The sequence below is a fragment of the Mesorhizobium sp. WSM3224 genome (assembly GCF_000427725.1).
GTDB lineage: Bacteria > Pseudomonadota > Alphaproteobacteria > Rhizobiales > Rhizobiaceae > Mesorhizobium.
Genome location: NZ_ATYO01000001.1, coordinates 250461 through 272571, shown reverse-complemented (window position 1 = coordinate 272571; position 22111 = coordinate 250461). Strand labels below are relative to the sequence as shown.

The window sequence follows — 22111 nt, the reverse complement described above, 5'->3', positions numbered from 1 at the left end:
GGTGGGACACCCGATCCGTTGACCGTTTCACGACAGAAGCGTCGTGTGAACCGAGCCGCTACTCGGCCGCCACGCCTTTCACCTCGAGATAGCTCTCCATCGAATCGTCCAACGCCTGCAGCCAGGGCGTGTGGTGGACCGGCGCCATCGTGCCGGTCATCAGCGAGCGATAGGCGTTGTCGCGGAAGGTCATGATGTTTTCCATCTTGTGGTGCTCCCACTCCATGAAGGTGTGGTTGACCGCCTCGACGTCGAAGCCCGGATAGTCGGTCTGGTCCATCAGCTCCTTGGTGTAGTCGCCCTGGAACCAGATCATCTGCTCGGCGTCCTCCAGCGTCTCCTCGCGCGCCCGCCACTTGGCGCCATGCTCGGCCATCGCCTCGGCGGAAGGCAGCTTGATGCGGCCCATGATGACGTCGCGCGCGTACCAGGCCTGCGCGTCGAACATGTTGAATGTGTAGAACTGGTCCTGCATGCCGATGTAGAACAGCTTCGGATTCTTCTCCCAGACGACGCCTTCATAGAGATCGAGCGGCCACATGCGGTTGGCGGTCTTGAGCTTGAGGTCGTCGGTCAGGAACGGGAAGGAATGCAGGTAGCCAGTGCACAGGATGATGGCGTCGACGTCCTTGGTGGTGCCGTCCTTGAAATGCGCCGTCTTGCCGACGACCTTCTGCAGAAGCGGCACTTCCTTCCAGTTCTCCGGCCATTTGAAGCCCATCGGCTTGGAGCGATAGCTGGAGGTGATAGATTTCGCGCCGTATTTGTAGCATTGCGAACCGATGTCCTCGGCCGAATAGGAACGGCCGATGATCAATATGTCCTTGCCCTTGAACTCCATGGCGTCGCGGAAATCATGGCTGTGCAGGATGCGGCCGTTGAAGGTGGGAAAACCTTCAAAGAACGGCACGTTGGGCACCGAGAAATGCCCCGACGCGACGACGACATTGTCGAACTCTTCCGAGTAGGTCACGTCGTTGGTGCGGTCATGCGCGGTGACGGTGAATTTCTTCGTCTCGTCGGAAAAGGTCACCATGCGCACCGGGCTGTTGAACCGCACCCATTCGCGCAGGCCCGATTTCTCGACGCGGCCCTTGATGTAATCCCATAGCACGGCGCGCGGCGGATAGGAGGCGATCGGCCGGCCGAAATGCTCCTCGAACGTGTAGTCGGCGAATTCGAGACATTCCTTCGGGCCGTTCGACCACAGATAGCGGTACATCGAGCCGTGCACCGGATCGCCATGTTCGTCGAGGCCGGTGCGCCAGGTGTAGTTCCACAGGCCGCCCCAGTCGCTCTGCTTTTCGAAGCAGACGATTTCCGGGATCTCGGCGCCCTTGTCGGCGGCCGACTTGAAGGCCCTGAGCTGCGCCAGGCCAGACGGTCCGGCTCCAATGACGGCGACACGAGATTTCATGGAGGGCCTCCTCTTTTTTGATTTCCCCAGCGAAACAAATTTCACTGACAGTGACACTAATTGGGTCCTCGGTGCTGTCAACAAACATCTGCGGCAACGGCGTTTGCGCGAAATGGTTTTTGTGCGCAAAGGTGGTGGCGGTGCGTTTATGCCCTGCGACACCCGATGGCTTGCGGTGGCGGTTGCGCTCCTGTATCGCGACCGAATAAGTTCACCTTGAGTGAAATAAATCCGCGTGAATCGGGGGCGACATGGCAAACAAGACTTCTGGTACCAGGCCCACCGATGCGGCGATCAAGAGCAAGGCGCCGTCGAAGCCTGTTTTGGCGGACGGGCGCACGATCCGCACGCCGCTGATGCAAGACCCGCATGCCATCCGCGACACGCGCGAAAAAGTTTTGGAAGTGGCGATCGGGCATGAAGTGCGGGCTTTCCGCAAGAAGCTCGGCATTACCGTCGCCGATCTCGCCGCCGCCACCGACATTTCGCTCGGCATGCTGTCGAAGATCGAAAACGGCATAACCTCGCCGTCGCTGACGACGCTGCAGGCGCTGTCGAGGGCGCTGGGCGTTCCAGTTACCGCCTTCTTCCGGCGCTTCGAGGAAGAGCACAGCGCCGTCTTCGTGAAGGCCGGCGAAGGCGTCGATGTCGAGCGGCGCGGCACGCGCGCAGGGCATCAGTACAACCTGCTCGGCCATATCGGCGCCAACACCAGCGGCGTCGTCGTCGAGCCCTATCTCATCACGCTGACCGAGAATTCGGACGTGTTCCCGACCTTCCAGCATGCGGGCATGGAATTCCTCTACATGCTCGAAGGCGAGGTCATTTACCGCCACGGCAACAATCTCTATCCGATGAAGCCGGGCGACAGCCTGTTCTTCGACGCCGACGCGCCGCACGGACCGGAGGAGCTGACAAAGCTGCCGATGCGGTATCTGTCGATTATCTGCTATCCGCAAAACAGCGCGGGTTGAAGCACTTGGTTCCTCGCCTCACGAAGTGGGGAGAGGTGGCTCGGCGAAGCCGAGACGGAGAGGGAGCGCCCTACGAAGGCCCTCTCTCCGTCCGCTTCGCGGCCACCTCTTCCCCGCCTCTGGCGGTGGCGAGGAACCCAAGTCTTCAGAGTCAGTCCGGCCCGAAACCGGGTGAAGTCGCACTCCCGTCATCGAGCTTGGACAGCCACTCGACCAGCGTCGGGCGATAGCGGGTCAAGCCTTTGTAGGTGGCGAGTTCCTCCGGCAAGTCGCGGATGACGCGGTGCAGGCGGCGGGCCCATTTCGGCTGCGTGACCAGTTCGTCCATCTTGATCAGGTAGCAGCGGATCGGGAAGACGATGCCGTTGGAGCGAGGCAGCCGCCAGAAGCTTTGCAATTCGACGCGCAGATGCACCTTGTCGCCGACATTCTCCGGCGTGACGGTAGCGCGGTCGGGACCCCATTTGTGATAATTCTCAGGGCTGGTGTCGAGGCGCGGGTTGATGGTCATCGTCCAGTTGAGCCGCCTGGCCGGCTTGCCCTGCTGGATGTTGGTGAGGAATTTCAACGCCCTGACGAAAATCCCCTTCTCATGCGCCAGCGGCACCGGCGCGTGCCATTCGAAGAAATTCATGCCGATATCGAAATCGAGCGACCAGTCGGCCTGGGTGGTGACCATGCCGGCATCCATCCACAGATTGCCGTCGCGCTGGTCGAGGATGCAGAAATCGCCCTGGCTCTGCCGGGTGATGTATTCCATCGGGCCGTAAGGCAACGTCGAGGTGTCGCCGAAGGTGAAGGTGTCGTCGATGCCGAGCGGCCGGTTGATCCAGTGCCAGCGGTCGCCGTCTCGCTCAAGCGTGAAATGCTCGGGATAGCCGAGCGCCTGCTGTTCCATCAGAAGCTCGAGCAGGTCCCAGCCGGCCAAGGTCATATGCGGCAGCGACTGGCAGCGCAGCGGATCCTCGGCCAGGACCAAAGCGCGATCCTGCATCTCGGCGACATAGTGCTCGTCCACGTCGATCAGGTTTTCCAGCACGCTGCCCTTCGGCCCGACGACATGCGGCTCGATGTTGACCGCGTACATGTAGGCGTCTTCGTTGAACGGGAACGGAAAGCGCCTGATGTGCTCCGGGCTGTTCTTGAAGGTGAAGTCGTCGCGAAACGTTTCCTTGCGAAAGGTGATGCCCATGCTCGCCTCCTATCTTTCCAGGACCAGCGACTTGCCCTCGAAGCGCGAGACGCAAGGCATGATCTTGCAGCCGGAACGGTGGTCTTCCTCGCTCAGCCAGTGATCGTTGTGGATGAACTTGCCGTCATACGAGATCACATTGGTCTCGCACTGGCCGCAGACGCCGCCGCGGCACAGATAGGGCGGGTCGACGCCGGCGGCCTCGATCGCTTCGAGCAGGCTCTGCTGCTCGCCGACATGGATCGTCTTGCCGCTGACGGCCAAGGTCACATCGAAGGGCGCGCCCGGCTGGGGCGCCGCGAAATGCTCGAAATGTACGGTTTCGGGCGGCCAGCCGAGTGCCGCCGCGCGACCACGCACCCAGTTGATCATGCCGGCCGGGCCGCAGACGTAGAGATGCGTGCCGAGCGGCTGCGAGGACAACAGCCGCTCGAGATCGATGCGCTCCTCGCGGTCGTCGTGATAGAGCCTGACGCGGTTGCCGTAGCGCTCTCGCAGCAAATCGGCATAGGTGCCCAGCGAAGCCGTGCGGCAGGTGTAGTGCAATTCGAAATTGCCGCCGGCGCCTGCCAGTTGCGCGGTCTGCGCCATGAAGGGCGTGATGCCGATGCCGCCGGCCAGCATCAGATGTTTCCTGGCCCTGAGATCGAGCGAGAACAGGTTGACCGGATAGCTGATCACCATTTCGAGGCCGGGCTTGACCTGCCGGTGCATGAACAGCGAGCCGCCGCGGCCGACATCGTCGCGACGCACCGATATCGTGTATTCGCGCGTGTCGAGCGGCGAGCCCATCAGCGAATAGGGATTGAGCCTGGTGCGGTCGCCGTCGCGCATCTCGACCACGACATGGGCACCGCCCGAAAAGGTCGGCAACAGCTCGCCGTCGCGGCGGCGGAAATGGAAGCGGGTGACGAGATCGTTGACGGGAACGACGTCGCTGACGACGACGTCGAGCTTGGTGGTGCCGGTGCTCATGGGAAGGCCTCCTCGATCGGAGGTATCTCGGAGCGATCCTCGGCGTTGATGCACACGCCCTGGAAGGCGGCCAGCCGGCGCGAATAGTGATCGCGCACCAGGAGGAGCAGCCCGCAATGCGAACAAGTAGCCGGCTGCGTCGTCACGTTCTCGGTGATGCCCTTGCAGTGCACGCATTGCATGCGCCGCGCCAGCGAGCCGCGATGCTCGGTCTCGATGGAGGTGTGGTCGATGCCAGCTTCGAGCGCTACCTGCATGGCCTGGCCGATCAGGCCCTCGGTGCCGGCAAGATAGACGCGCAGGCCCATATGCGCGTTGGTCAACGTCTGCTTCAGCCGCGGCAGCAGGCTGGCGAAGGAAGGCGCGACATGGAGCTGCATCGGCTTCAGCGCTTCGAGGGCCGCGATGTGCTTGCTCTCGGGGCTTGGAATGAAGACGATTTCCGCACCATCGAAAAAGCCGGACGGAGCCTTGCCGGCCATGTCTGTTATCGCGAGCGCGCCTTCGGCATCGGCGATGAAGAGATGATGCTTGCCGGGCTGCGGAGACAGGGTCCCGTAGATGGGTCGGCTGATGATCGTCTTGGCTGCCATTCTCTCTTAGTGCCCTCGAACCCCTCCCGGTTGTTGATGATGCCTCAACCCTTGGCGGTGCGCTTGGTCTTCTTCGGATCGTCGAACGGCAAGGGCTGCGCCGTCGCCTTGATGGAACCGCTCTTGTTGCGGATCTCAAGCTTGGTGTCCTTGGCGGCGCAGTCGACGTCGAGCCGGGCGATGCCCATCGATTTCTCGACCAGCGGCGAATACATGGCGCAGGTCACCACGCCGACTTGTCTGCCGTCGCGATAGACCGGCGCGCCTTCGTCCGCCGGCTCCTTGCCGTCGAGCAGCACGCCATAGATCTTGAAGCGTTCCTTGCCCTTCAGCCGGTAATGCTCCTCGGCGCCGCGAAAACCGGTCTTGCCCGGGCTGACGGTGAAATCGAGGCCGAGCTCCCACAGCGTGTCGCCGGGGCCTTCGTTCTCGAACGGATATTTCTGCGAATTATCGTAGGGGTAGAAGAGCAGGTAGCTCTCGACCCGCAGCATATCGAGCGTGGTGAAGCGGCACGGGATGATGCCGGCGCTCTTGCCCTCGTCGAGGATCCGGTCCCAGATCGTGCCGGCATCCTGGCCGCGGCAGAAGATCTCGTAGCCGCGCTCGCCTGTGTAGCCGGTGCGCGAGATCATCACCGGGAAGCCGAAGAGCTGCGTTTGCATGTGATGGAAGTAGTTGAGGTCGCGGATGCCCGGCACGTGCTTGGCCAGATAGTCGACCGCCGTCGGACCCTGCAGCGAAAGGTCGTGCAGATTGTCGTCGAAGCGCAGCGACACGTCACGCCCAACCGAAGCACGCTGCAGCTCCTCGTGGCCGGTGCCGGAGCCGTGCACGACCATCCACGAGTTCGGACCGGTACGGTAGAGGATGCAGTCGTCGGTAAACTTTCCGGCCTCGTTCAGCATGCAGGCATAGGCCGATTTGCCGGGATAGATTTTTTCCACATCGCGCGTGGTGGCGAGGTCGATGAGATGCGAGGCGTGCGGCCCGGTGATGTGGACCTTCTTCAGGCCGGACACGTCCATCAGACCGGCCTTGGTGCGGATCGCGATATATTCCTCGTCGGCGTCCTTGTCGTAGGTCCAGGCGGTGCCCATGCCGCTCCAGTCCTCGAGTTTCGAGCCGAGCGCGCGATGGCGATCCGCCAGGGTCGAGAATCTCCAGGATGCCGTCATCCGATCGTCCTCCGTGCGATTAAGTCGCTTTAGGGTCGTTGCTGTTCCCTGCTCCTGCTTGGCGGCGGAGCTTAGTCGAATATTGACCGCAAACGGCGAAGCCCTGCAATCCCCTTGAAGCAAATAATTTCATTGTCAGGCAAATTTCTTGACCTGAAACAAACGGTTCACGGTGTGTAAATCCGACTTGACAATTCCGGAGATCGGACGGAATTTATGAAAAAAATTTCACTCTGTTGAAAGAGTGGGACGCCCGGCCGCTTTCGAGGCCGGACGTCGCCAGAAGGGGAAAACCGATGTCCGACCTGCAGCAGCGCATCGAAGCGCTGTACCGTTCCGACGTGCGCGGATCCGTGCTCCTGATCGTCTGCCTGTGGGCGACGATCCTCTTCGTCCTCCTGATGACATGGCCATACATTCCCGACAGCGGGATCAAGATCGTGGTGGCGGTCGCAGCCGCAGCCGTGCTGATCTTCAACACCGCGGCGATCCTGGCCATGATCAACCACTACAAGGAAGACAAGGACTTCATCTACGGGCTCGACATCAAGAACGCCGACGCGGCCCGCAACCGTCAATCCTGAAGGGAGAAACCATGGCCCGCTATATCCCGCCGGAGCAGAGCAAGGCCGGACAGGTCTTCGACATCGCGGTCGTGGTGGTCGCTATTTTCGTGGCGCTTTGGCTGCCGCTGAAGCTCGGCTTCGCCGGGGCGGCGAAGTCAATCGACCCGCTCGACGCCAAGACCTGGGACGCGCTCGGCCAGAACGCGACCATGGCCTCGATCTGGGAGAAGCTCGGCTACACGCCGGAGACCGCGCACGACATCATCCAGAACCGCTTCCATTACATCATCGACTGGCCGACGCTGATCATCATGGCGGTCGTGCTGATCGCCTATTTCGTCTTCCTGTTCCGTGCCTCCGATCGCGAATATCGCGAGGTCATCAACGAGAAGTTCGACGACAAATAGACCTTCGACGACAGGGGAAAACACCATGTGGATGGGACTGTCTTACGTTTGCTGGGGCATCTCGGTCGTGCTGGCGCTGTGGATGCTCTACGACTGGTTCAAGGTCGACACGACCTATTCCGAGGACGTGCTGACCTCGTCTCGCGAAGGCGAGCTTGAAGCCGTTTCCGAAAAGCACCGGATCTGAGTGGGGACTGATATGACGGCTGCGGTTGATACGGGACAAACGACGACGATCCACGGCGACAGGGTTTCGCTGCTTCGCGTGCTCGGCCCCGCCCATGTCTGGGCGCTCGGCGTCGGCATCGTGCTGGTCGGCGAGTTCACCGGCTGGAATTTTTCCGCCGACAAGGGCGGCGCGCTAGCAGCGCTGATCGTCTGCTGGATCGTAGGGCTGCTCTACACCTCGGTCGCGATGATCGACTCGGAGGTGACGTCCACAGTCGCCGCCGCCGGCGGCCAGTACGCGCAGGCCAAGCACATCGTCGGGCCGCTGATGGCCTTCAACGTCGCGCTGTTCCTGGTGTTTGCCTACACCATGCTCGAAGTCTCGGACGCGATCCTGCTGGGCGACACGATCGTCGCCAAGGCCGGCGTCGAAGGACTGACGCACAACTCCTTCATCGCCGCCACCATCGTCGTGCTCGCCTGGCTCAACTATCGCGGCGTGCTGATGACGCTCAACGTCAACTTCGTCATCACCGCGATCGCCTATGTCTCGATCGTGATCCTGTTCTTTTCCGTCAGCCCGTGGACGCAAGGCGCGGTGCTGAAGCTCAACGAGCTGGTGACCCCCGGCAATGCGCTGCCCTATGGCTGGATCGGCGTGATCGCCGCCTTCCAGTTCGGCATCTGGTATTATCTCGGCATCGAGGGTACGACCCAGGCGGCCGAGGAAGTGCGCTCGCCGGCACGCTCCCTGCCCTACGGCACCATGGCCGGCATGATCACGCTTCTGATCGCCGCGGCGATGACCTGGTATGTCTGCGCCTCGCTGATGCCCTGGGAATATCTTGGCATCACCTATTATCCGTTGTGGGACGCCGGCAAATTGACCGGCAGCCCGCTCTTGGAAAACCTGTTGTTCATCGCGACGCTGCTGGCAGCACTTGCCTCAGCCAATGGCTGCATCAACGACGCGGCGCGCGCCTGGTTCTCGCTCGGCCGCGACCGCTATCTGCCGAGCTGGTTCTCGGCGGTGCATCCGAAGTACCGCACGCCCTACCGCTCGATCCTGTTCCTGCTGCCGATCGCGCTGGCCTTCGCCTTCATCGCCGACCTCAACCAGGCGATCACCTTCTCGATCCTGTCGGGCGTGCTGCAATACACCTTCATGAGCATCAACATCATGATGTTCCGCAGGAAGTGGCCGTTGGGCACGATCCGCCGCGGCTACACGCACCCCTTCCATCCGCTGCCGGCGATCGTCCTGTTCTGCCTGTGCATGGTGACTTTCTTCGCTATCTTCCTCGGCTTCGGCTCGCAGTTGATCGCGATGACCGTCTTCTATTTCCTGATTTCGCTATGGTTCCACTTCTACCGCTACAAGTTCGTGCGGCGCGGCGATCAGTTCTCCATGCCGTGGCCGAAGCCGCAGGGTTATTGAGTGGAGTAAAGGCCCGCCTATTCGTGGCGGGCCATGGCGTACCGAAATGTCCGAACTGACGTCAGTGTTGCTTACCGGGGCGATCGCATTGAGCGTCGTCGCCCATGTCGCTTGGCTCGCGCGCGCCGGCCGCAACAGGACAAAGGCAGCTTTGGCCGCTGACACGGCGAGCGTTCGCAGCGTCATTCCAGATGCCACCGACATTTCCGACGGCACGGCCGGTGTCGTCACCTGGGCCGGCTCCTGGAACGGTCAGCGCGTTCAGCTGCGCACCATCGTCGACACGCTGGCGACGCGAAAGCTGCCGACGCGCTGGCTCGCCGTTTCGATCACCGAGCCGGTCGCGGTGCCGGGTGTTTTCGACATGATGATGCGGCCAAATTCGGCGACGACATTTTCCAATTTCGACCACCTTGCGCACACGCTGCCTAAGGTGCTCGGCTTTCCCGCTGATGCGGTGCTCAAGACCGACCGCAAGGGCGTCGCCTTTCCGCAGGATCTGATCGCCGCGCATACCGACATTTTTGCCGAAGGCCGCGCCAAGGAATTGCTGATCACGCCGAAGGGCGTTCGCATCGTCTGGCTGCTGGCCGAGGCCGAGCGCGCACGCTACGGCGTGTTCCGGCAGGCCGCGTTCGGCGATGCCGTCATCGATGCCGCCTTGATCGAAAGGCTGCTCTCGGTGGCGTGCGGGCTCCGCGATGCGATCAACCAGCGCGAACGGCAGGCCGCATGACCGACAGGACCGACATGCCTGCGCCCGCAAATCCGTATCTCGTGCTCGGCGCGGCGATCGTTTTGCCGGCAAGCGGCCATGTCATGCTCGGCTTGCCGGTACGCGGCCTGCAATTCCTGTTCTTCATGGTGATCCTTGGTTGGATAACGACCAAGCTGGCGCCGGCCGACGCCAGCTTCATCGGCCGCCACGCCGGCGCTTTCCTTATCTATGCCTTCTCGATCCTCGACGCCTACAAGATCGCGCGCGTCCGTCATGCGGTCTGGGTTCACAAGGAGCGCCCCGACGGCGATAGTGGCCAAGGCGATGCGCCGTCGAATATATAACGACAGGAAAATTTCTTTCATACCAATTGAATTTGGCGAACTCATTGGGTACATCATCTGAGAGCCAAAAAACGTCGGAGGCGGGTATGTGTGGAATCGTCGGACTTTTCTTGAAGGACAAGGCGCTGGAGCCGAAGCTCGGCGCGATGCTGTCGGAGATGCTGGTGTCGCTCAGCGACCGCGGTCCGGACAGCGCCGGCATCGCCATCTACGGCGCCTCTTCCAAGAATGAAACCAAGATCACCATTCAGTCGGCCAGGCCGGAGCGCGATTTCCGCGGCCTCGACGTCGAGCTCGCCAAGGCGATCGGCGCGCCGGTCAGTCTTGCCGCGAAGTCCACCCATGCCGTGATCCGGACCGCGCCTGACAAGGTCGATGCCGCGCGCGAGGCGCTGCAGACATTGCGGCCGGACGTCCGCATCATGGGCGCGGGCGAGGCTGTGGAAATCTACAAGGAAGTCGGCCTGCCGGAAGCCGTCGTCGATCGCTTCGAGGTGCGCGCGATGACCGGCACGCACGGCATCGGCCACACCCGCATGGCGACGGAATCGGCGGTGACCACGATGGGCGCGCATCCCTTCTCGACCGGCGCCGACCAGTGCCTCGTGCATAATGGCTCGCTGTCCAACCACAACAATGTGCGCCGCGAACTGATCCGCGACGGCATGACCTTCGAGACCGAGAACGACACCGAGGTGGCGGCCGCCTATCTTTCCAACCGGATGGCGCACGGCAAGAATCTCGGCGAGGCGCTGGAAGGCACGCTCTCCGATCTCGACGGCTTCTTCACCTTCGTCGTCGGCACCAAGAACGGCTTCGGCGTGGTGCGCGATCCGATTGCCTGCAAGCCCGCCGTGATGGCCGAGACCGACCAGTATGTCGCCTTCGGCTCGGAATATCGTGCGCTCACCAAGCTGCCCGGCATCGACAATGCGCGGGTCTGGGAACCGGAGCCCGCAACCGTCTATTTCTGGGAGCATTGAGCTGATGCCGGCAACCACAATGTCGAAGGCCGAGCGCGAGCAAGGCCACGCGAGGGTCTTCGACCTTTCCGAGCACTCGCTGCGCGAATTGAACCAGGCGCTGCACAAGCTCACGCCCGGCTCGAACGAGACGGCCTGGGAAGTGCTTCACCCAAGGGGCAGCCATTCCGTCGCCGTCGGCGTCGACCAGCCGGTCACCATCGATGTGCGCGGCAGCGTCGGCTATTACTGCGCCGGCATGAATGACGGCGCCGCGATCACCGTGCACGGCTCGGCCGGCCCCGGCGTCGGCGAGAACATGATGTCGGGCTCGATCGTCATCAAGGGCGACGCCAGCCAGTATGCCGGCGCCACCGGCCGTGGCGGGCTGTTGGTCATCGAGGGCAACGCCTCGTCGCGCTGCGGCATCTCGATGAAAGGCATCGACATCGTCGTGCACGGCAATATCGGCCACATGTCGGCCTTCATGGCGCAGTCCGGCAATCTTGTGGTGCTGGGCGACGCCGGCGACGCGCTGGGCGATTCCATCTATGAGGCGCGGCTCTTCGTGCGCGGCAAGGTGGAGAGCCTCGGCGCCGACTGCATCGCCAAGGAGATGCGGCCCGAGCACATCGAGTTGCTGCAGGGCCTGCTCGACAAGGCCGGCGTCACCGGCGTCAAGGCATCGGAGTTCAAGCGCTACGGTTCGGCTCGAAAACTCTACAATTTCAATATCGACAACGCCGACGCGTATTGAGGCAAGATGACCTACCGCAACCCGCCGACGACGCCGCGCAAATCCGCAACCTTCGACGACTACACGCTTTCCGAAATCCGCCGTGCGGCGGCGACCGGCATCTATGATATCCGTGGCGCCGGCGCCAAGCGCAAGCTGCCGCATTTCGACGATCTTTTGTTCCTCGGCGCCTCGATCTCGCGCTATCCGCTCGAAGGCTATCGCGAGCGCTGCGATACCTCGGTGGTGCTGGGCTCGCGCCATGCCAAGAAGCCGATCGAGCTGAAGATCCCGATCACGATTGCCGGCATGAGCTTTGGCTCGCTCTCCGGCCCGGCCAAGGAAGCGCTCGGGCGCGGCGCCACGCTTTCCGGCACCTCGACCACGACCGGCGACGGCGGCATGACCGAGGAAGAGCGCGGCCATTCCAAGACGCTGGTCTATCAGTACCTGCCATCGCGCTACGGCATGAACCCGCGCGACCTGCGCCGCGCCGACGCCATCGAAGTCGTCGTCGGCCAGGGCGCCAAGCCCGGTGGCGGCGGCATGCTGCTTGGCCAGAAGATCTCCGACCGCGTCGCCGAGATGCGCACGCTGCCCAAAGGCATCGACCAGCGCTCGGCCTCGCGCCATCCCGACTGGACCGGGCCGGACGATCTCGAGATCAAGATCCTCGAGCTGCGCGAGATCACCGACTGGGAAAAGCCGATCTACGTCAAGGTCGGGGGGGCGCGGCCCTATTACGACACGGCGCTCGCGGTGAAGGCCGGCGCCGACGTCGTCGTGGTCGACGGCATGCAGGGCGGCACGGCGGCGACCCAGGAAGTGTTCATCGAGAATGTCGGCCAGCCGACGCTTGCCTGCATCAGGCCGGCGGTGCAGGCGCTGCAGGACCTCGGCATGCACCGCAAGGTGCAGTTGATCGTCTCCGGCGGCATTCGCAACGGCGCCGACGTCGCCAAGGCGCTGGCGCTCGGCGTCGACGCGGTATCGATCGGCACGGCGGCACTGGTCGCGCTCGGCGACAACGACCCGCGCTGGGAGGCGGACTACAACGCGCTCGGCACCACCGCCGGCGCCTATGACGACTGGCACGAGGGACGCGATCCCGCCGGCATCACCACGCAGGACCCTGAGTTGATGAAGCGGGTCGACCCGGTCGCGGCCGGACGGCGGCTCGCCAACTACCTCAAGGTGATGACTCTCGAAGCGCAGACGATTGCCCGCGCGTGCGGCAAGAACAGCCTGCACAATCTCGAGCCTGAGGATCTCGTCGCGCTCTCGATCGAGGCCGCCGCCATGGCCGGCGTGCCTTTAGCCGGCACCAACTGGATACCCGGGAAGAACGGCTTCTAAGACATCAGCAAAAACACCACTGCGAGGAATTATAATGGGGAACGATCTCGCCGCATTCGCCAAGGAGAACGGCGTCAAATATTTCATGATCTCCTACACCGACCTGTTCAGCGGCCAACGCGCCAAGCTGGTACCGGCGCAGGCGATCGCCGACATGCAGAAGGACGGCGCGGGCTTTGCCGGTTTCGCGACATGGCTCGACCTGACGCCGGCGCATCCGGACATGCTGGCGGTACCGGATCCGGCTTCGGTGATCCAGTTGCCGTGGAAGAAGGACGTCGCCTGGGTCGCCGCCAACTGCATCATGGACGACAAGGAAGTCGACCAGGCGCCGCGCAACACGCTGAAGCGGCTGATCAGCGAGGCCGCCCGCGACGGCATGCATGTGAAGACCGGCGTCGAGGCGGAGTTCTTCCTGATCTCGCCGGACGGCAGCGCGATCTCCGACCAATACGACACCGCCTCGAAGCCCTGCTACGACCAGCAGGCGGTGATGCGCCGCTACGATGTCATCGCCGAGATCTGCGACCATATGCTGGCGCTGGGCTGGGGCCCGTATCAGAACGACCATGAGGACGCCAACGGCCAGTTCGAGATGAACTGGTCCTTCGACCACGCGCTGGCGACCGCCGACAAGCACTCGTTCTTCAAGTTCATGGTCAAGTCGATCGCGGAGAAGCATGGTCTCCGCGCGACTTTCATGCCGAAGCCGTTCCAGGGCCTGACCGGCAATGGCTGCCATGCCCACATCTCGGTGTGGGACGAGACCGGCAAGACCAATGTCTTTGCCGACAATGCGATGGAGCTCGGCCTCTCGGCCAAGGGCAAGAACTTCCTCGGCGGCATCATGAAACATGCCTCAGCGCTTGCCGCGATCACCAATCCGACGGTGAATTCCTACAAGCGCATCAACGCCCCGCGCACCATTTCGGGCGCCACCTGGGCGCCGAACACGGTGACCTGGACCGGCAACAACCGCACCCACATGGTGCGCGTGCCGGGCCCCGGCCGCTTCGAACTGCGCCTTCCCGACGGCGCGGCCAACCCATATCTGCTGCAGGCCGTCATCATCGCCGCCGGCCTCGACGGCATCCGCTCGAAGGCCGATCCCGGCAAGCGCTACGACATCGACATGTACCAGTTCGGCCATACCGTGACGGATGCGCCGAAACTGCCGCTCAACCTGCTCGACGCGCTGCGCGAGTTCGACAAGGACAAATCGCTCAAGGCGGCGCTGGGTGAGGAATTTTCGTCGGCATATCTAAAGCTGAAGCAACAGGAATGGAATTCCTATGCTTCGCACTTCACGCAATGGGAGCGCGACCACACGCTGGATATCTAGATCCTCGGCGGTGCGAGCGACCTCGGAATGAACTGATGAAATATTCGATCTTCTCGCTCGCCCGCGCCGCTCTCTCCGGCCACAAGAATTGGAAGCCGACCTGGCGCGACGCCGCGCCCAAGGACCGCTATGATGTGGTGATCATCGGCGGCGGCGGCCACGGGCTGGCGACGGCCTGGTTCCTGGCCAGCGAATTCGGCATCCGCAACGTCGCGGTGCTGGAAAAGGGCTGGATCGGCTCAGGCAATGCCGGCCGCAACACAACCATCATCCGCTCCAATTACGGCCTGCCCGGCAACACCGGCTTCTACGAATTGTCGATGAAGCTTTGGGAGCGGATGGAGCAGGACTTGAATTACAACGCGATGGTCAGCCAGCGCGGCGTCATCAATCTCTATCACTCCGACGCGCAGCGCGATGCCTATGCGCGGCGCGGCAACACCATGCGCATCAACGGCATCGATGCCGAACTGCTCGACCAGGCAGCGCTCAAGAAGATGATGCCGTTCCTGAACTTCGACCATGCCCGTTTCCCTGTGCAAGGCGGGCTGCTGCAGCGGCGCGGCGGCACGGCGCGGCACGACGCCGTGGTCTGGGGCTATGCGCATGCGGCCAGCGAGCTCGGCGTCGACATCATCCAGAACTGCGAGGTCACCGGCTTCACGCGCGACGCCAACGGCAAGGTGACCGGCGTCGAGACCTCGCGCGGCAAGATCGGCGCCGGCAAGGTCGGCATGGCGGTGGCGGGCTCCTCGTCACGCGTCGCAGCGATGGCCGGCTTGCGTCTGCCGATCGAGAGCCATGTGCTGCAGGCCTTCGTGTCGGAGGCGATCAAGCCGCTGCTGCCCAACGTCATGACCTTCGGCGCCGGACACTTCTATGTCAGCCAGTCCGACAAGGGCGGGCTGGTCTTCGGCGGCGACATCGACGGCTACAATTCCTATGCGCAGCGCGGCAATCTGCCGGTCGTGGAGGATGTCTGCGAAGGCGGCATGGCGCTGATCCCGATGATCGGCCGCGTCCGGCTCCTGCGCCAGTGGGGCGGCATCATGGACATGTCGATGGACGGCACGCCGATCATCGACAAGAGCCCGGTCGACGGCCTCTATATCAACGCCGGCTGGTGCTATGGCGGCTTCAAGGCGACGCCGGGCTCGGGCTTGGTCTTCGCCCATCTGCTGGCCCGCGACGAGTCGCACAAGGAGGCGGCGCTGTTCCGCCTGGACCGCTTCCAGCGCGGCGCCATGATCGACGAGAAGGGCCAGGGCGCCCAACCGAACCTGCATTGAAAGCGGCCGCAACACGATGCGCATAGTCTGTCCCTTTTGCGGCGAACGCGAACTCGGCGAGTTCACCTATCTCGGCGATGCCAAGCCGCAACGCCCCGCGGCCGATGCCGGCGAGGACGCCGTCTACGATTACGTCTACCTGCGCGACAATATCGCCGGCGTGATGAGCGAGCACTGGTACCATGGCGGCGGCTGCCGGGCCTGGCTGAAGGTCACGCGCAACACGCTGACGCATGAGATTTCGGCTGTCGAGCCGGCGGCGGGCGCCGGCGCCGCCAAGGTTGGTGCGTGATGCGCGGCAATCAGGCAAACCGACTGGCTGCCGGCGGTCTCGTCGACCGCTCGGAAGAGATCAGCTTCCGCTTCGACGGCAAGACCTTCTTCGGCTTCAAGGGCGACACGCTGGCTTCCGCGCTGGTCGCCAATGGTGTCAGGCTGGTCGGCCGCTCGTTCAAATACCATCGTCCGCGTGGAATACTCACTGCCGGTTCGGAGGAACCCAACGCCCTGGTCGAGCTGCGCAGCGGCGCCAGGCGCGAGCCGAACACCAAGGCGACGACGGCCGAGCTCTATGAGGGCCTGGATGCCGCCAGCCAGAATCGCTGGCCGTCGCTCAATTTCGACGTGATGGCGGTCAACCAGCTGTTCGCGCCGATCTTCGTCGCCGGCTTCTACTACAAGACCTTCATGTGGCCGGCGAAGTTCTGGGAAGCGATCTACGAACCGGCGATCCGGCGCGCCGCGGGCCTCGGCCGCGCCGCGGGCCTTCCCGATCCCGATCACTATGACAAGGCCTGGGCGCATTGCGACGTGGTGATCGCGGGCTCGGGTCCGGCTGGCCTGGCCGCTGCCCTTGCGGCCGGCCGCGGCGGTGCCCGTGTCATCCTGTGCGAAGAGGATTTCGTCCTCGGCGGACGCCTGCTTGCCGATGGCGGCACGATCGACGGATTGCCGGCCGCCGAATGGGTTGCACGCGCGGTTGCCGAACTGACGGCGATGCCAGATGTGCGCATCATGACCCGCACGACGCTATTCGGTGTCTATGACGGCGGCACCTATGGCGCGATCGAGCGCGTCAACGACCATCTGCCGGTGCCGCCGGAGCATCAGGTGCGCCAGCGGCTATGGCGCATCGTCGCCAAGCGCTGTGTCGTCGCGGCCGGTTCGATCGAACGCCCCATAGTCTTTGCCGGCAACGACACGCCGGGCGTGATGATGGCGTCGGCCATGCGCAGCTACATCAACCGCTACGCCGCCACGCCGTCCAGGCGGATCGCGCTCTTCACCAACAATGAGGACGGCTGGCGGACAGCCGAAACGGCGATCGCCGCCGGACTTCAGGTGGCGGCGGTGATCGATGCGCGGCCGGACGTTTCGCCAGCCCATCGCTCGCTTGCCAGCAAAGGCGGCTTCCCCGTGCTGCATGGCTCCGTCAACGGCGTCGACGGCGGCAAGAACGGCGTGCGCAAGATTTCCGTCTCGCTGACCGGCGGCGCGCGCGCCGAGGTCGAGGCCGACGGGCTTGCGGTCTCCGGCGGCTGGAATCCGGCGGTCGGCCTCACCTCCTACCACCGCGGCCGGCCGAAATGGCGCGACGACATCGCCGCCTTCGTGCCGGACGGCGCGCCGCCCGGCATGATCGCGGCGGGTGCGGCGAACGGCGCCTTCGGACTTGGCGCCTGCCTGCGCGAAGGGTTCGAGGCAGGTGCCGCCGCAGCGCGCGATGCCGGGCGCAGCGGCAGCACAGGCTCGATGCCGGTCGCCAACGACGAGGCCTTTTCGCTGATGCCGGTCTGGCATGTCGCGGGCAAGGGCAAGGCCTTCGTCGACCAGCAGCATGACGTCACCGCATCCGATGTCGAGTTGGCGCAGCGCGAGGGTTTTCAATCGGTCGAGCACCTGAAGCGCTATACGACGCTTGGCATGGCGACCGACCAGGGCAAGACATCCAATGTCGCCGGCCTCGCCATCATGGCTGCGGTGAGCGGCAAGTCCATTCCCGAGACCGGCACGACCATCTACCGGCCACCCTATGTGCCTGTCGCCATCGGCGCCTTCGCCGGCCACCACCGCGACGAGAATTTCCACGCGACGCGATTGACGCCATCGCATCACTGGGCGGCCGAACAGGGCGCGATCTTCGTCGACACCGGCTTATGGAAACGCGCGCAGTGGTACCCCCGCGCGGGCGAGAAGGACTGGCTGGAATCGGTCACCCGCGAGGTCAAGGCGGTGCGCGGCGGTGTCGGCTTCTGCGATGTCTCGACGCTCGGCAAGATCGACGTGCACGGCCCCGACGCCGGCGCCTTCCTCGACCGCGTCTACATCAATGCCTTCTCCAGTCTCGCCGTCGGCAAGGCGCGCTACGGGCTAATGCTGCGCGAGGACGGCATCGTCTATGACGACGGCACGACCTCGCGTCTGGCCGAGGACCACTACTTCCTCACCACCACCACGGCGAAAGCCGGACTGGTGATGCAGCATCTCGAATTCTGCCGGCAGGTGCTGTTCCCTGAACTCGATGTGCAGCTAACCTCGGTCTCCGACCAGTGGGCGCAATTCTCCATCGCCGGGCCGAAGGCCCGCGATCTCTTGAAGGAAATCGTCGATCCGGCGGAAGACCTGTCGAACGAAGGTTTTCCGTTCATGGGCGCGCGCGCGGTCAAGCTGCGCGGCGGCCTGAAGGCCAGGCTGTTCCGCATCTCGTTTTCCGGCGAGATGGCGTTCGAGATTTCGGTGCCCGCGCGTTACGGCGAGGCCATGGCGCGCAATCTGATGATTGCCGGCAAACCGTTCGGCGTGACGCCTTACGGCACCGAGGCGCTCGGCGTGATGCGCATCGAAAAAGGCCATGTCGCCGGGCCGGAGCTCAACGGCACGACCACGGCGGCCGATCTCGGCCTCGGCAAGATGATGTCGACCAAGAAAGATTTCATCGGCCGCGTGATGGCCGGCCGCGAGGCGCTGGTGGCGCCGAACCGGCAGGTGGTCGTCGGCATCAAGCCGACGGACAAGGCGCGGCGCCTGCGCTCCGGCGCGCATATCGTTCCGAAGGGCGAGACACCCGGCCCCGACAACGACCAGGGCTATGTCACCTCGGTCTGCTTCTCGCCGGTGCTCGACCAGTGGATCGGGCTCGGCCTCGTCGAACGCGGCCGCGAGCGCATCGGCGAGATCGTGCAGGCGCATGACCCGCTGCGCGGCGAGGACTACGATGTCGAGCTCTGCAATTCCGTCTTCTACGATCCGGATGGAGGGCGCCAGCGTGGCTGATTTTTCCTGGGACGTCCGCAGCCCGCTGGACCGCGCGCTGGTCGCCGGCGCTTACGGCGCGCAAGGCGATGCCGGCGTGTCGCTGACCGAGATCCGCAATTTCGACCTCGTCCAGGTGATGGCGCGGCGCGGCAAGGCCGGTGAGATGGCGAAGGCCGCGAAGGCGCGCTTCGGTATCGCCGCGCCGGAAACGCGCAAGGCGGTCGGCACGTCCGACGCCACGCTGATCTGGTCCGGACCGGATCAGTTTCTTGTCCTGTCGAAAGGTGGCAAGCACGGGATTGACGCGCTGGCGCCTGTCTTTACCGGATCGGCTTCGCTTTCCGATCAGTCGCATGCGCGGGTGCTGATCAGCGTCTCCGGAGAGAAGGCGCGCGCGATGCTCGCCAAGGTCTCCTCGATCGATCTTCATCCCGATGTGTTCGGTGTAGGCGCGGCGGCGGCAACGTCGATGGATCACACCAGCGTCACGCTGTGGCGGAATAATGATCGCGACGGACAGGCCGTGTTCAATCTGCTGGTGTTCGGGACCTTCGCCGAGAGCCTGTGGCATACGATTCTCGACTCGGCCGCGGAGTATGGCGTGACAATCAGCCATTCCGAGGAACTGGCGTAGCGGTACGCCCTTCCCTTCTCCCACAGGGGCAAGGGGGAGCCAGTGCTTGCCAAACGCCATCGCGCTGCTATTCTTGCTGCTAAAATAATTTTACACACAGGCAAACTTGTTTCTCGCTCGGAGGAGGGTTTGAGATGAGCCAGTCGCCCTACCCTGGCGTCCTGTCCGGACCGCCGCGTCCGAGCCTGATCCTGAGACCCGGCCAGATCAGCCTGCCGCCGGGCGTGGAACGCTACACCGTGCATGGCAATGGTGCGGTGCTGATCGACGTCGAGGCCGGCGACAGCGTCAGCGTGACCAATGTCGAGGGCGGTCAGCCATGCGAGCTGCTGGCCTGGGACAAATCCGGCGTCACCGATCCCGGCATTTTCGGCGAGCGGTCCAACAGCAACGCGGCTGGCATCAAGGCGCTGCTGGCCGAAGGCGACGACAGCCTCTCGGCAGTGCGCCTTGCCCTGCAACGCCGCCAGGTGCAGCTCGACCAGCCGATGGCCGTGCGCGTGTTCGGCGGCGCCACGCCCGCCGGCACCGAGCAGAGTTTTGCGGTCCAGCGCGACGGCGCGCTGCTGATCGCGGCCCCCGGTGGACCGATGCTGGTCGACGGCCACAACACCGCGACACCGCTCACCGTGATGGTGCGCCGCGCCACGATCCGGCTGAAGACGAGATCGCAGCTTGCCGATCCGCTCGCCGATCCGGTGCTTGACTTCCGGGTGCATTCGGCGACGGCGGAATCCTATTTCGTCAAGGCCGGCGACTATCTGCAGATCATCGACGTCGATGGCCGGCAATGCACGGACTTCCAGTGCTTTTCGGCGCGCAAGCTGGACAAGGGACGCGACCTGCCGCTCGATGTGACGACGACCCGCACGCTGATGGGATCGAGCTATCCGATGCCCGGCCTGCACTCGAAATACTACGACCAGGACATGGAGCCGCTGGTCGAGGTGGTGCAGGACACTTGCGGGCGGCACGATGCCTTCGCGCTCGCCTGCGCCGCCAAATACTATGACGACATCGGCTATCCCGGCCACGTCAACTGCTCGGAGAATTTCAACAAGGCGCTCGCCGACAAGGGTGTCACGCCCCGCGCCGGCTGGATGGCGATCAACTTCTTCTTCAACACGGCAATCGACGCGCATGGCGTGATGGTGTCGGACGAGCCCTGGTCGCGTCCGGGCGACTATGTGCTCTTGAGGGCCCTGACCGACATCGTCTGCGTGTCCTCGGCCTGCCCGGACGACACCACGCCCGCCAATGGCTGGGACCTGACCGACATCCATGTGCGCAGCTATTCCGGCCAGCATAAATTCTCGCGAGCGATCGCCAGACGCACGAAGCCCGACTCGGAACCGAAAATGACCCGCGAGACAGCCTTTCATTCGAGCTTTGCCAAGCACACGCGCGACTTCGTCGAATACCGGGGCTACTGGCTCGCCAATTCCTTCGCCAAGGAAGGGCCGATCGCCGAATACTGGGCCTGCCGGCAGGCGGCGGTGATCATGGACCTTTCGCCGCTGCGCAAGTTCGAAGTCACCGGACCGGATGCCGAAGCGCTGCTGCAATACACGCTGACCCGCGACGTCAAGAAGCTCGGCGTCGGCCAGGTCGTCTATTCGGCGATGTGCTACGAGCATGGCGGCATGATCGACGACGGCACGCTGCTGCGGCTCGGCAAGGACAATTTCCGCTGGGTCGGCGGCGACGATCTTTCCGGCGAATGGCTGCGTGAGACCGCCAACAAGCTCGGCCTCAACGTGCTGGTGCGCTCCTCCACCGACCAGATGCACAACATCGCCGTACAAGGGCCGAAGAGCCGCGACATCCTCAAGGAGGTCGTCTGGACCTCGCCGGTGCAGCCCTCGATCGGCGAGCTCGAATGGTTCCGTTTCGCGGTCGCCCGCATCGGCGGCGGCAACGGCGTTCCGGTCGTCGTCTCGCGCACCGGCTATACCGGAGAACTCGGCTATGAGGTCTGGTGCCATCCGCGCGACGCCGAAAAAGTGTTCGACGCGATCTGGGAAGCCGGCCAGCCGCATGGGCTGAAGCCGATGGGCCTGCAGGGGCTCGACATGGTGCGCATCGAGGCCGGGCTGATCTTCGCCGGTTACGAGTTCTCCGACCAGACCGATCCGTTCGAGGCCGGCATCGGCTTTACCGTGCCGCTCAAGACCAAGGCCGACGACTTCATCGGCCGCGCGGCGCTGATCCGGCGCAAGGAGCATCCGCAGCACAAGCTTGTCGGGCTCGACATCGATGCCAATGTCACCGTCGGCCATGGCGACTGCGTCCATGTCGGCCGCGCCCAGATAGGCGTCGTCACCTCCGGCATGCGCTCGCCGTTGCTCGGCAAGACGATCGCGCTGGCGAGGCTCGACGTCACCCATGCCGAGATCGGAACGGAGGTCGAGATCGGCAAGCTCGACGGCCATGCCAAGCGGCTGCCGGCGCGCGTCGTGGCCTTTGCCCACTACGATCCGCAGAAGACCAGGCCGCGTTCCTGATCGCCTCCCAGCGCAGATCTGCCCCCGCCGCCGCCCGCCGGCGGCGGGTGGATCGATGTTTCG

The 22111-nt window shown here is 63.9% G+C and carries 21 protein-coding genes; 16 read left to right on the top strand and 5 right to left on the bottom strand.

The genetic code is table 11. The features are described from left to right. Nucleotides 1–58 precede the first annotated feature (58 nt). Nucleotides 59–1417: an NAD(P)/FAD-dependent oxidoreductase gene (locus YU3_RS0101290; RefSeq protein ID WP_027164529.1), complete on the bottom strand. Its 1359-nt coding sequence runs from the start codon at nucleotides 1415–1417 to the stop codon at nucleotides 59–61. Between the two features lie 251 nt (nucleotides 1418–1668). Here YU3_RS0101290 and YU3_RS0101285 point away from each other — a divergent pair, with 251 nt between their 5' ends. Beyond that, complete coding sequence (locus tag YU3_RS0101285) at nucleotides 1669–2391, top strand: XRE family transcriptional regulator (protein WP_027164528.1); 723 nt, start codon at nucleotides 1669–1671, stop codon at nucleotides 2389–2391. Between the two features lie 151 nt (nucleotides 2392–2542). Here YU3_RS0101285 and YU3_RS0101280 read toward each other — a convergent pair whose 3' ends face one another. The 4 genes from YU3_RS0101280 to YU3_RS0101265 are packed head-to-tail and all read right to left on the bottom strand — an operon-like array spanning nucleotide 2543 to nucleotide 6329. Further along, nucleotides 2543–3583, bottom strand: a complete 1041-nt coding sequence (locus YU3_RS0101280) for a DUF3445 domain-containing protein (RefSeq protein ID WP_027164527.1) — start codon at nucleotides 3581–3583, stop codon at nucleotides 2543–2545. 9 nt (nucleotides 3584–3592) lie between these two features. Next, the gene (locus YU3_RS0101275) at nucleotides 3593–4558 is read right to left on the bottom strand and encodes a PDR/VanB family oxidoreductase (protein ID WP_027164526.1); all 966 of its coding nucleotides are present in this window, start codon (nucleotides 4556–4558) and stop codon (nucleotides 3593–3595) included. Further along, nucleotides 4555–5151, bottom strand: coding sequence for a dimethylamine monooxygenase subunit DmmA family protein (locus YU3_RS0101270; RefSeq protein ID WP_027164525.1), 597 nt, complete (start codon nucleotides 5149–5151; stop codon nucleotides 4555–4557). The genes YU3_RS0101275 and YU3_RS0101270 overlap by 4 nt, the downstream gene beginning before the upstream one ends. A gap of 44 nt (nucleotides 5152–5195) precedes the next feature. Continuing rightward, a complete protein-coding gene (locus YU3_RS0101265; protein ID WP_027164524.1) occupies nucleotides 5196–6329 on the bottom strand; it encodes an aminomethyltransferase family protein in 1134 nt (377 codons plus the stop codon). A gap of 296 nt (nucleotides 6330–6625) precedes the next feature. Between YU3_RS0101265 and YU3_RS0101260 the strand changes: the two genes are divergently transcribed. From YU3_RS0101260 to YU3_RS0101190, 15 genes are all read left to right on the top strand, one after another. Beyond that, nucleotides 6626–6913: a hypothetical protein gene (locus YU3_RS0101260; protein ID WP_027164523.1), complete on the top strand. Its 288-nt coding sequence runs from the start codon at nucleotides 6626–6628 to the stop codon at nucleotides 6911–6913. 11 nt (nucleotides 6914–6924) lie between these two features. After that, nucleotides 6925–7302 carry a hypothetical protein gene (locus YU3_RS0101255; RefSeq protein ID WP_027164522.1) on the top strand — a complete coding sequence of 126 codons (378 nt, stop codon included), beginning with the start codon at nucleotides 6925–6927 and terminating at the stop codon, nucleotides 7300–7302. Nucleotides 7303–7327: 25 nt separating this feature from the next. After that, complete coding sequence (locus tag YU3_RS40340; RefSeq protein ID WP_027164521.1) at nucleotides 7328–7489, top strand: hypothetical protein; 162 nt, start codon at nucleotides 7328–7330, stop codon at nucleotides 7487–7489. A 12-nt stretch (nucleotides 7490–7501) separates the two neighbouring features. Continuing rightward, on the top strand, nucleotides 7502–8908 hold the full coding sequence (locus YU3_RS0101245) for an APC family permease (RefSeq protein WP_027164520.1): 1407 nt from the start codon (nucleotides 7502–7504) through the stop codon (nucleotides 8906–8908). Nucleotides 8909–8954: 46 nt separating this feature from the next. Continuing rightward, nucleotides 8955–9644: a hypothetical protein gene (locus YU3_RS0101240; RefSeq protein WP_027164519.1), complete on the top strand. Its 690-nt coding sequence runs from the start codon at nucleotides 8955–8957 to the stop codon at nucleotides 9642–9644. Next, complete coding sequence (locus YU3_RS0101235; protein ID WP_027164518.1) at nucleotides 9641–9970, top strand: hypothetical protein; 330 nt, start codon at nucleotides 9641–9643, stop codon at nucleotides 9968–9970. The genes YU3_RS0101240 and YU3_RS0101235 overlap by 4 nt, the downstream gene beginning before the upstream one ends. 86 nt (nucleotides 9971–10056) lie before the next feature. Next, complete coding sequence (locus YU3_RS0101230) at nucleotides 10057–10953, top strand: glutamine amidotransferase family protein (RefSeq protein WP_027164517.1); 897 nt, start codon at nucleotides 10057–10059, stop codon at nucleotides 10951–10953. 4 nt (nucleotides 10954–10957) lie between these two features. Beyond that, the gene (locus tag YU3_RS0101225; RefSeq protein WP_027164516.1) at nucleotides 10958–11689 is read left to right on the top strand and encodes a GXGXG domain-containing protein; all 732 of its coding nucleotides are present in this window, start codon (nucleotides 10958–10960) and stop codon (nucleotides 11687–11689) included. A gap of 6 nt (nucleotides 11690–11695) precedes the next feature. Next, the gene (locus YU3_RS0101220) at nucleotides 11696–13024 is read left to right on the top strand and encodes an FMN-binding glutamate synthase family protein (protein ID WP_027164515.1); all 1329 of its coding nucleotides are present in this window, start codon (nucleotides 11696–11698) and stop codon (nucleotides 13022–13024) included. Nucleotides 13025–13058: 34 nt separating this feature from the next. Further along, nucleotides 13059–14366, top strand: coding sequence for a type III glutamate--ammonia ligase (glnT, locus tag YU3_RS0101215; RefSeq protein WP_027164514.1), 1308 nt, complete (start codon nucleotides 13059–13061; stop codon nucleotides 14364–14366). Between the two features lie 35 nt (nucleotides 14367–14401). Further along, complete coding sequence (locus YU3_RS0101210; protein ID WP_027164513.1) at nucleotides 14402–15655, top strand: sarcosine oxidase subunit beta family protein; 1254 nt, start codon at nucleotides 14402–14404, stop codon at nucleotides 15653–15655. Nucleotides 15656–15671: 16 nt separating this feature from the next. Next, nucleotides 15672–15947: a sarcosine oxidase subunit delta gene (locus tag YU3_RS0101205; RefSeq protein WP_027164512.1), complete on the top strand. Its 276-nt coding sequence runs from the start codon at nucleotides 15672–15674 to the stop codon at nucleotides 15945–15947. Next, nucleotides 15947–18928 carry a sarcosine oxidase subunit alpha gene (locus tag YU3_RS0101200; RefSeq protein WP_027164511.1) on the top strand — a complete coding sequence of 994 codons (2982 nt, stop codon included), beginning with the start codon at nucleotides 15947–15949 and terminating at the stop codon, nucleotides 18926–18928. The genes YU3_RS0101205 and YU3_RS0101200 overlap by 1 nt, the downstream gene beginning before the upstream one ends. Continuing rightward, nucleotides 18921–19544 carry a sarcosine oxidase subunit gamma gene (locus YU3_RS0101195; protein ID WP_027164510.1) on the top strand — a complete coding sequence of 208 codons (624 nt, stop codon included), beginning with the start codon at nucleotides 18921–18923 and terminating at the stop codon, nucleotides 19542–19544. Before YU3_RS0101200 ends, YU3_RS0101195 begins: the two co-directional genes overlap by 8 nt. Before the next feature lie 134 nt (nucleotides 19545–19678). After that, the gene (locus tag YU3_RS0101190) at nucleotides 19679–22048 is read left to right on the top strand and encodes an aminomethyltransferase family protein (protein WP_027164509.1); all 2370 of its coding nucleotides are present in this window, start codon (nucleotides 19679–19681) and stop codon (nucleotides 22046–22048) included. The last annotated feature ends 63 nt before the right edge of the window (nucleotides 22049–22111 follow it).

Bases quoted from the DNA above. Each gene is read 5' to 3' on its own strand.
- YU3_RS0101290 (WP_027164529.1), bottom strand. From the start codon at position 1,417: ATGAAATCTCGTGTCGCCGTCATTGGAGCCGGACCGTCTGGCCTGGCG.
- YU3_RS0101285 (WP_027164528.1), top strand. From the start codon at position 1,669: ATGGCAAACAAGACTTCTGGTACCAGGCCCACCGATGCGGCGATCAAG.
- YU3_RS0101280 (WP_027164527.1), bottom strand. From the start codon at position 3,583: ATGGGCATCACCTTTCGCAAGGAAACGTTTCGCGACGACTTCACCTTC.
- YU3_RS0101275 (WP_027164526.1), bottom strand. From the start codon at position 4,558: ATGAGCACCGGCACCACCAAGCTCGACGTCGTCGTCAGCGACGTCGTT.
- YU3_RS0101270 (WP_027164525.1), bottom strand. From the start codon at position 5,151: ATGGCAGCCAAGACGATCATCAGCCGACCCATCTACGGGACCCTGTCT.
- YU3_RS0101265 (WP_027164524.1), bottom strand. From the start codon at position 6,329: ATGACGGCATCCTGGAGATTCTCGACCCTGGCGGATCGCCATCGCGCG.
- YU3_RS0101260 (WP_027164523.1), top strand. From the start codon at position 6,626: ATGTCCGACCTGCAGCAGCGCATCGAAGCGCTGTACCGTTCCGACGTG.
- YU3_RS0101255 (WP_027164522.1), top strand. From the start codon at position 6,925: ATGGCCCGCTATATCCCGCCGGAGCAGAGCAAGGCCGGACAGGTCTTC.
- YU3_RS40340 (WP_027164521.1), top strand. From the start codon at position 7,328: ATGTGGATGGGACTGTCTTACGTTTGCTGGGGCATCTCGGTCGTGCTG.
- YU3_RS0101245 (WP_027164520.1), top strand. From the start codon at position 7,502: ATGACGGCTGCGGTTGATACGGGACAAACGACGACGATCCACGGCGAC.
- YU3_RS0101240 (WP_027164519.1), top strand. From the start codon at position 8,955: ATGTCCGAACTGACGTCAGTGTTGCTTACCGGGGCGATCGCATTGAGC.
- YU3_RS0101235 (WP_027164518.1), top strand. From the start codon at position 9,641: ATGACCGACAGGACCGACATGCCTGCGCCCGCAAATCCGTATCTCGTG.
- YU3_RS0101230 (WP_027164517.1), top strand. From the start codon at position 10,057: ATGTGTGGAATCGTCGGACTTTTCTTGAAGGACAAGGCGCTGGAGCCG.
- YU3_RS0101225 (WP_027164516.1), top strand. From the start codon at position 10,958: ATGCCGGCAACCACAATGTCGAAGGCCGAGCGCGAGCAAGGCCACGCG.
- YU3_RS0101220 (WP_027164515.1), top strand. From the start codon at position 11,696: ATGACCTACCGCAACCCGCCGACGACGCCGCGCAAATCCGCAACCTTC.
- glnT (WP_027164514.1), top strand. From the start codon at position 13,059: ATGGGGAACGATCTCGCCGCATTCGCCAAGGAGAACGGCGTCAAATAT.
- YU3_RS0101210 (WP_027164513.1), top strand. From the start codon at position 14,402: ATGAAATATTCGATCTTCTCGCTCGCCCGCGCCGCTCTCTCCGGCCAC.
- YU3_RS0101205 (WP_027164512.1), top strand. From the start codon at position 15,672: ATGCGCATAGTCTGTCCCTTTTGCGGCGAACGCGAACTCGGCGAGTTC.
- YU3_RS0101200 (WP_027164511.1), top strand. From the start codon at position 15,947: ATGCGCGGCAATCAGGCAAACCGACTGGCTGCCGGCGGTCTCGTCGAC.
- YU3_RS0101190 (WP_027164509.1), top strand. From the start codon at position 19,679: ATGAGCCAGTCGCCCTACCCTGGCGTCCTGTCCGGACCGCCGCGTCCG.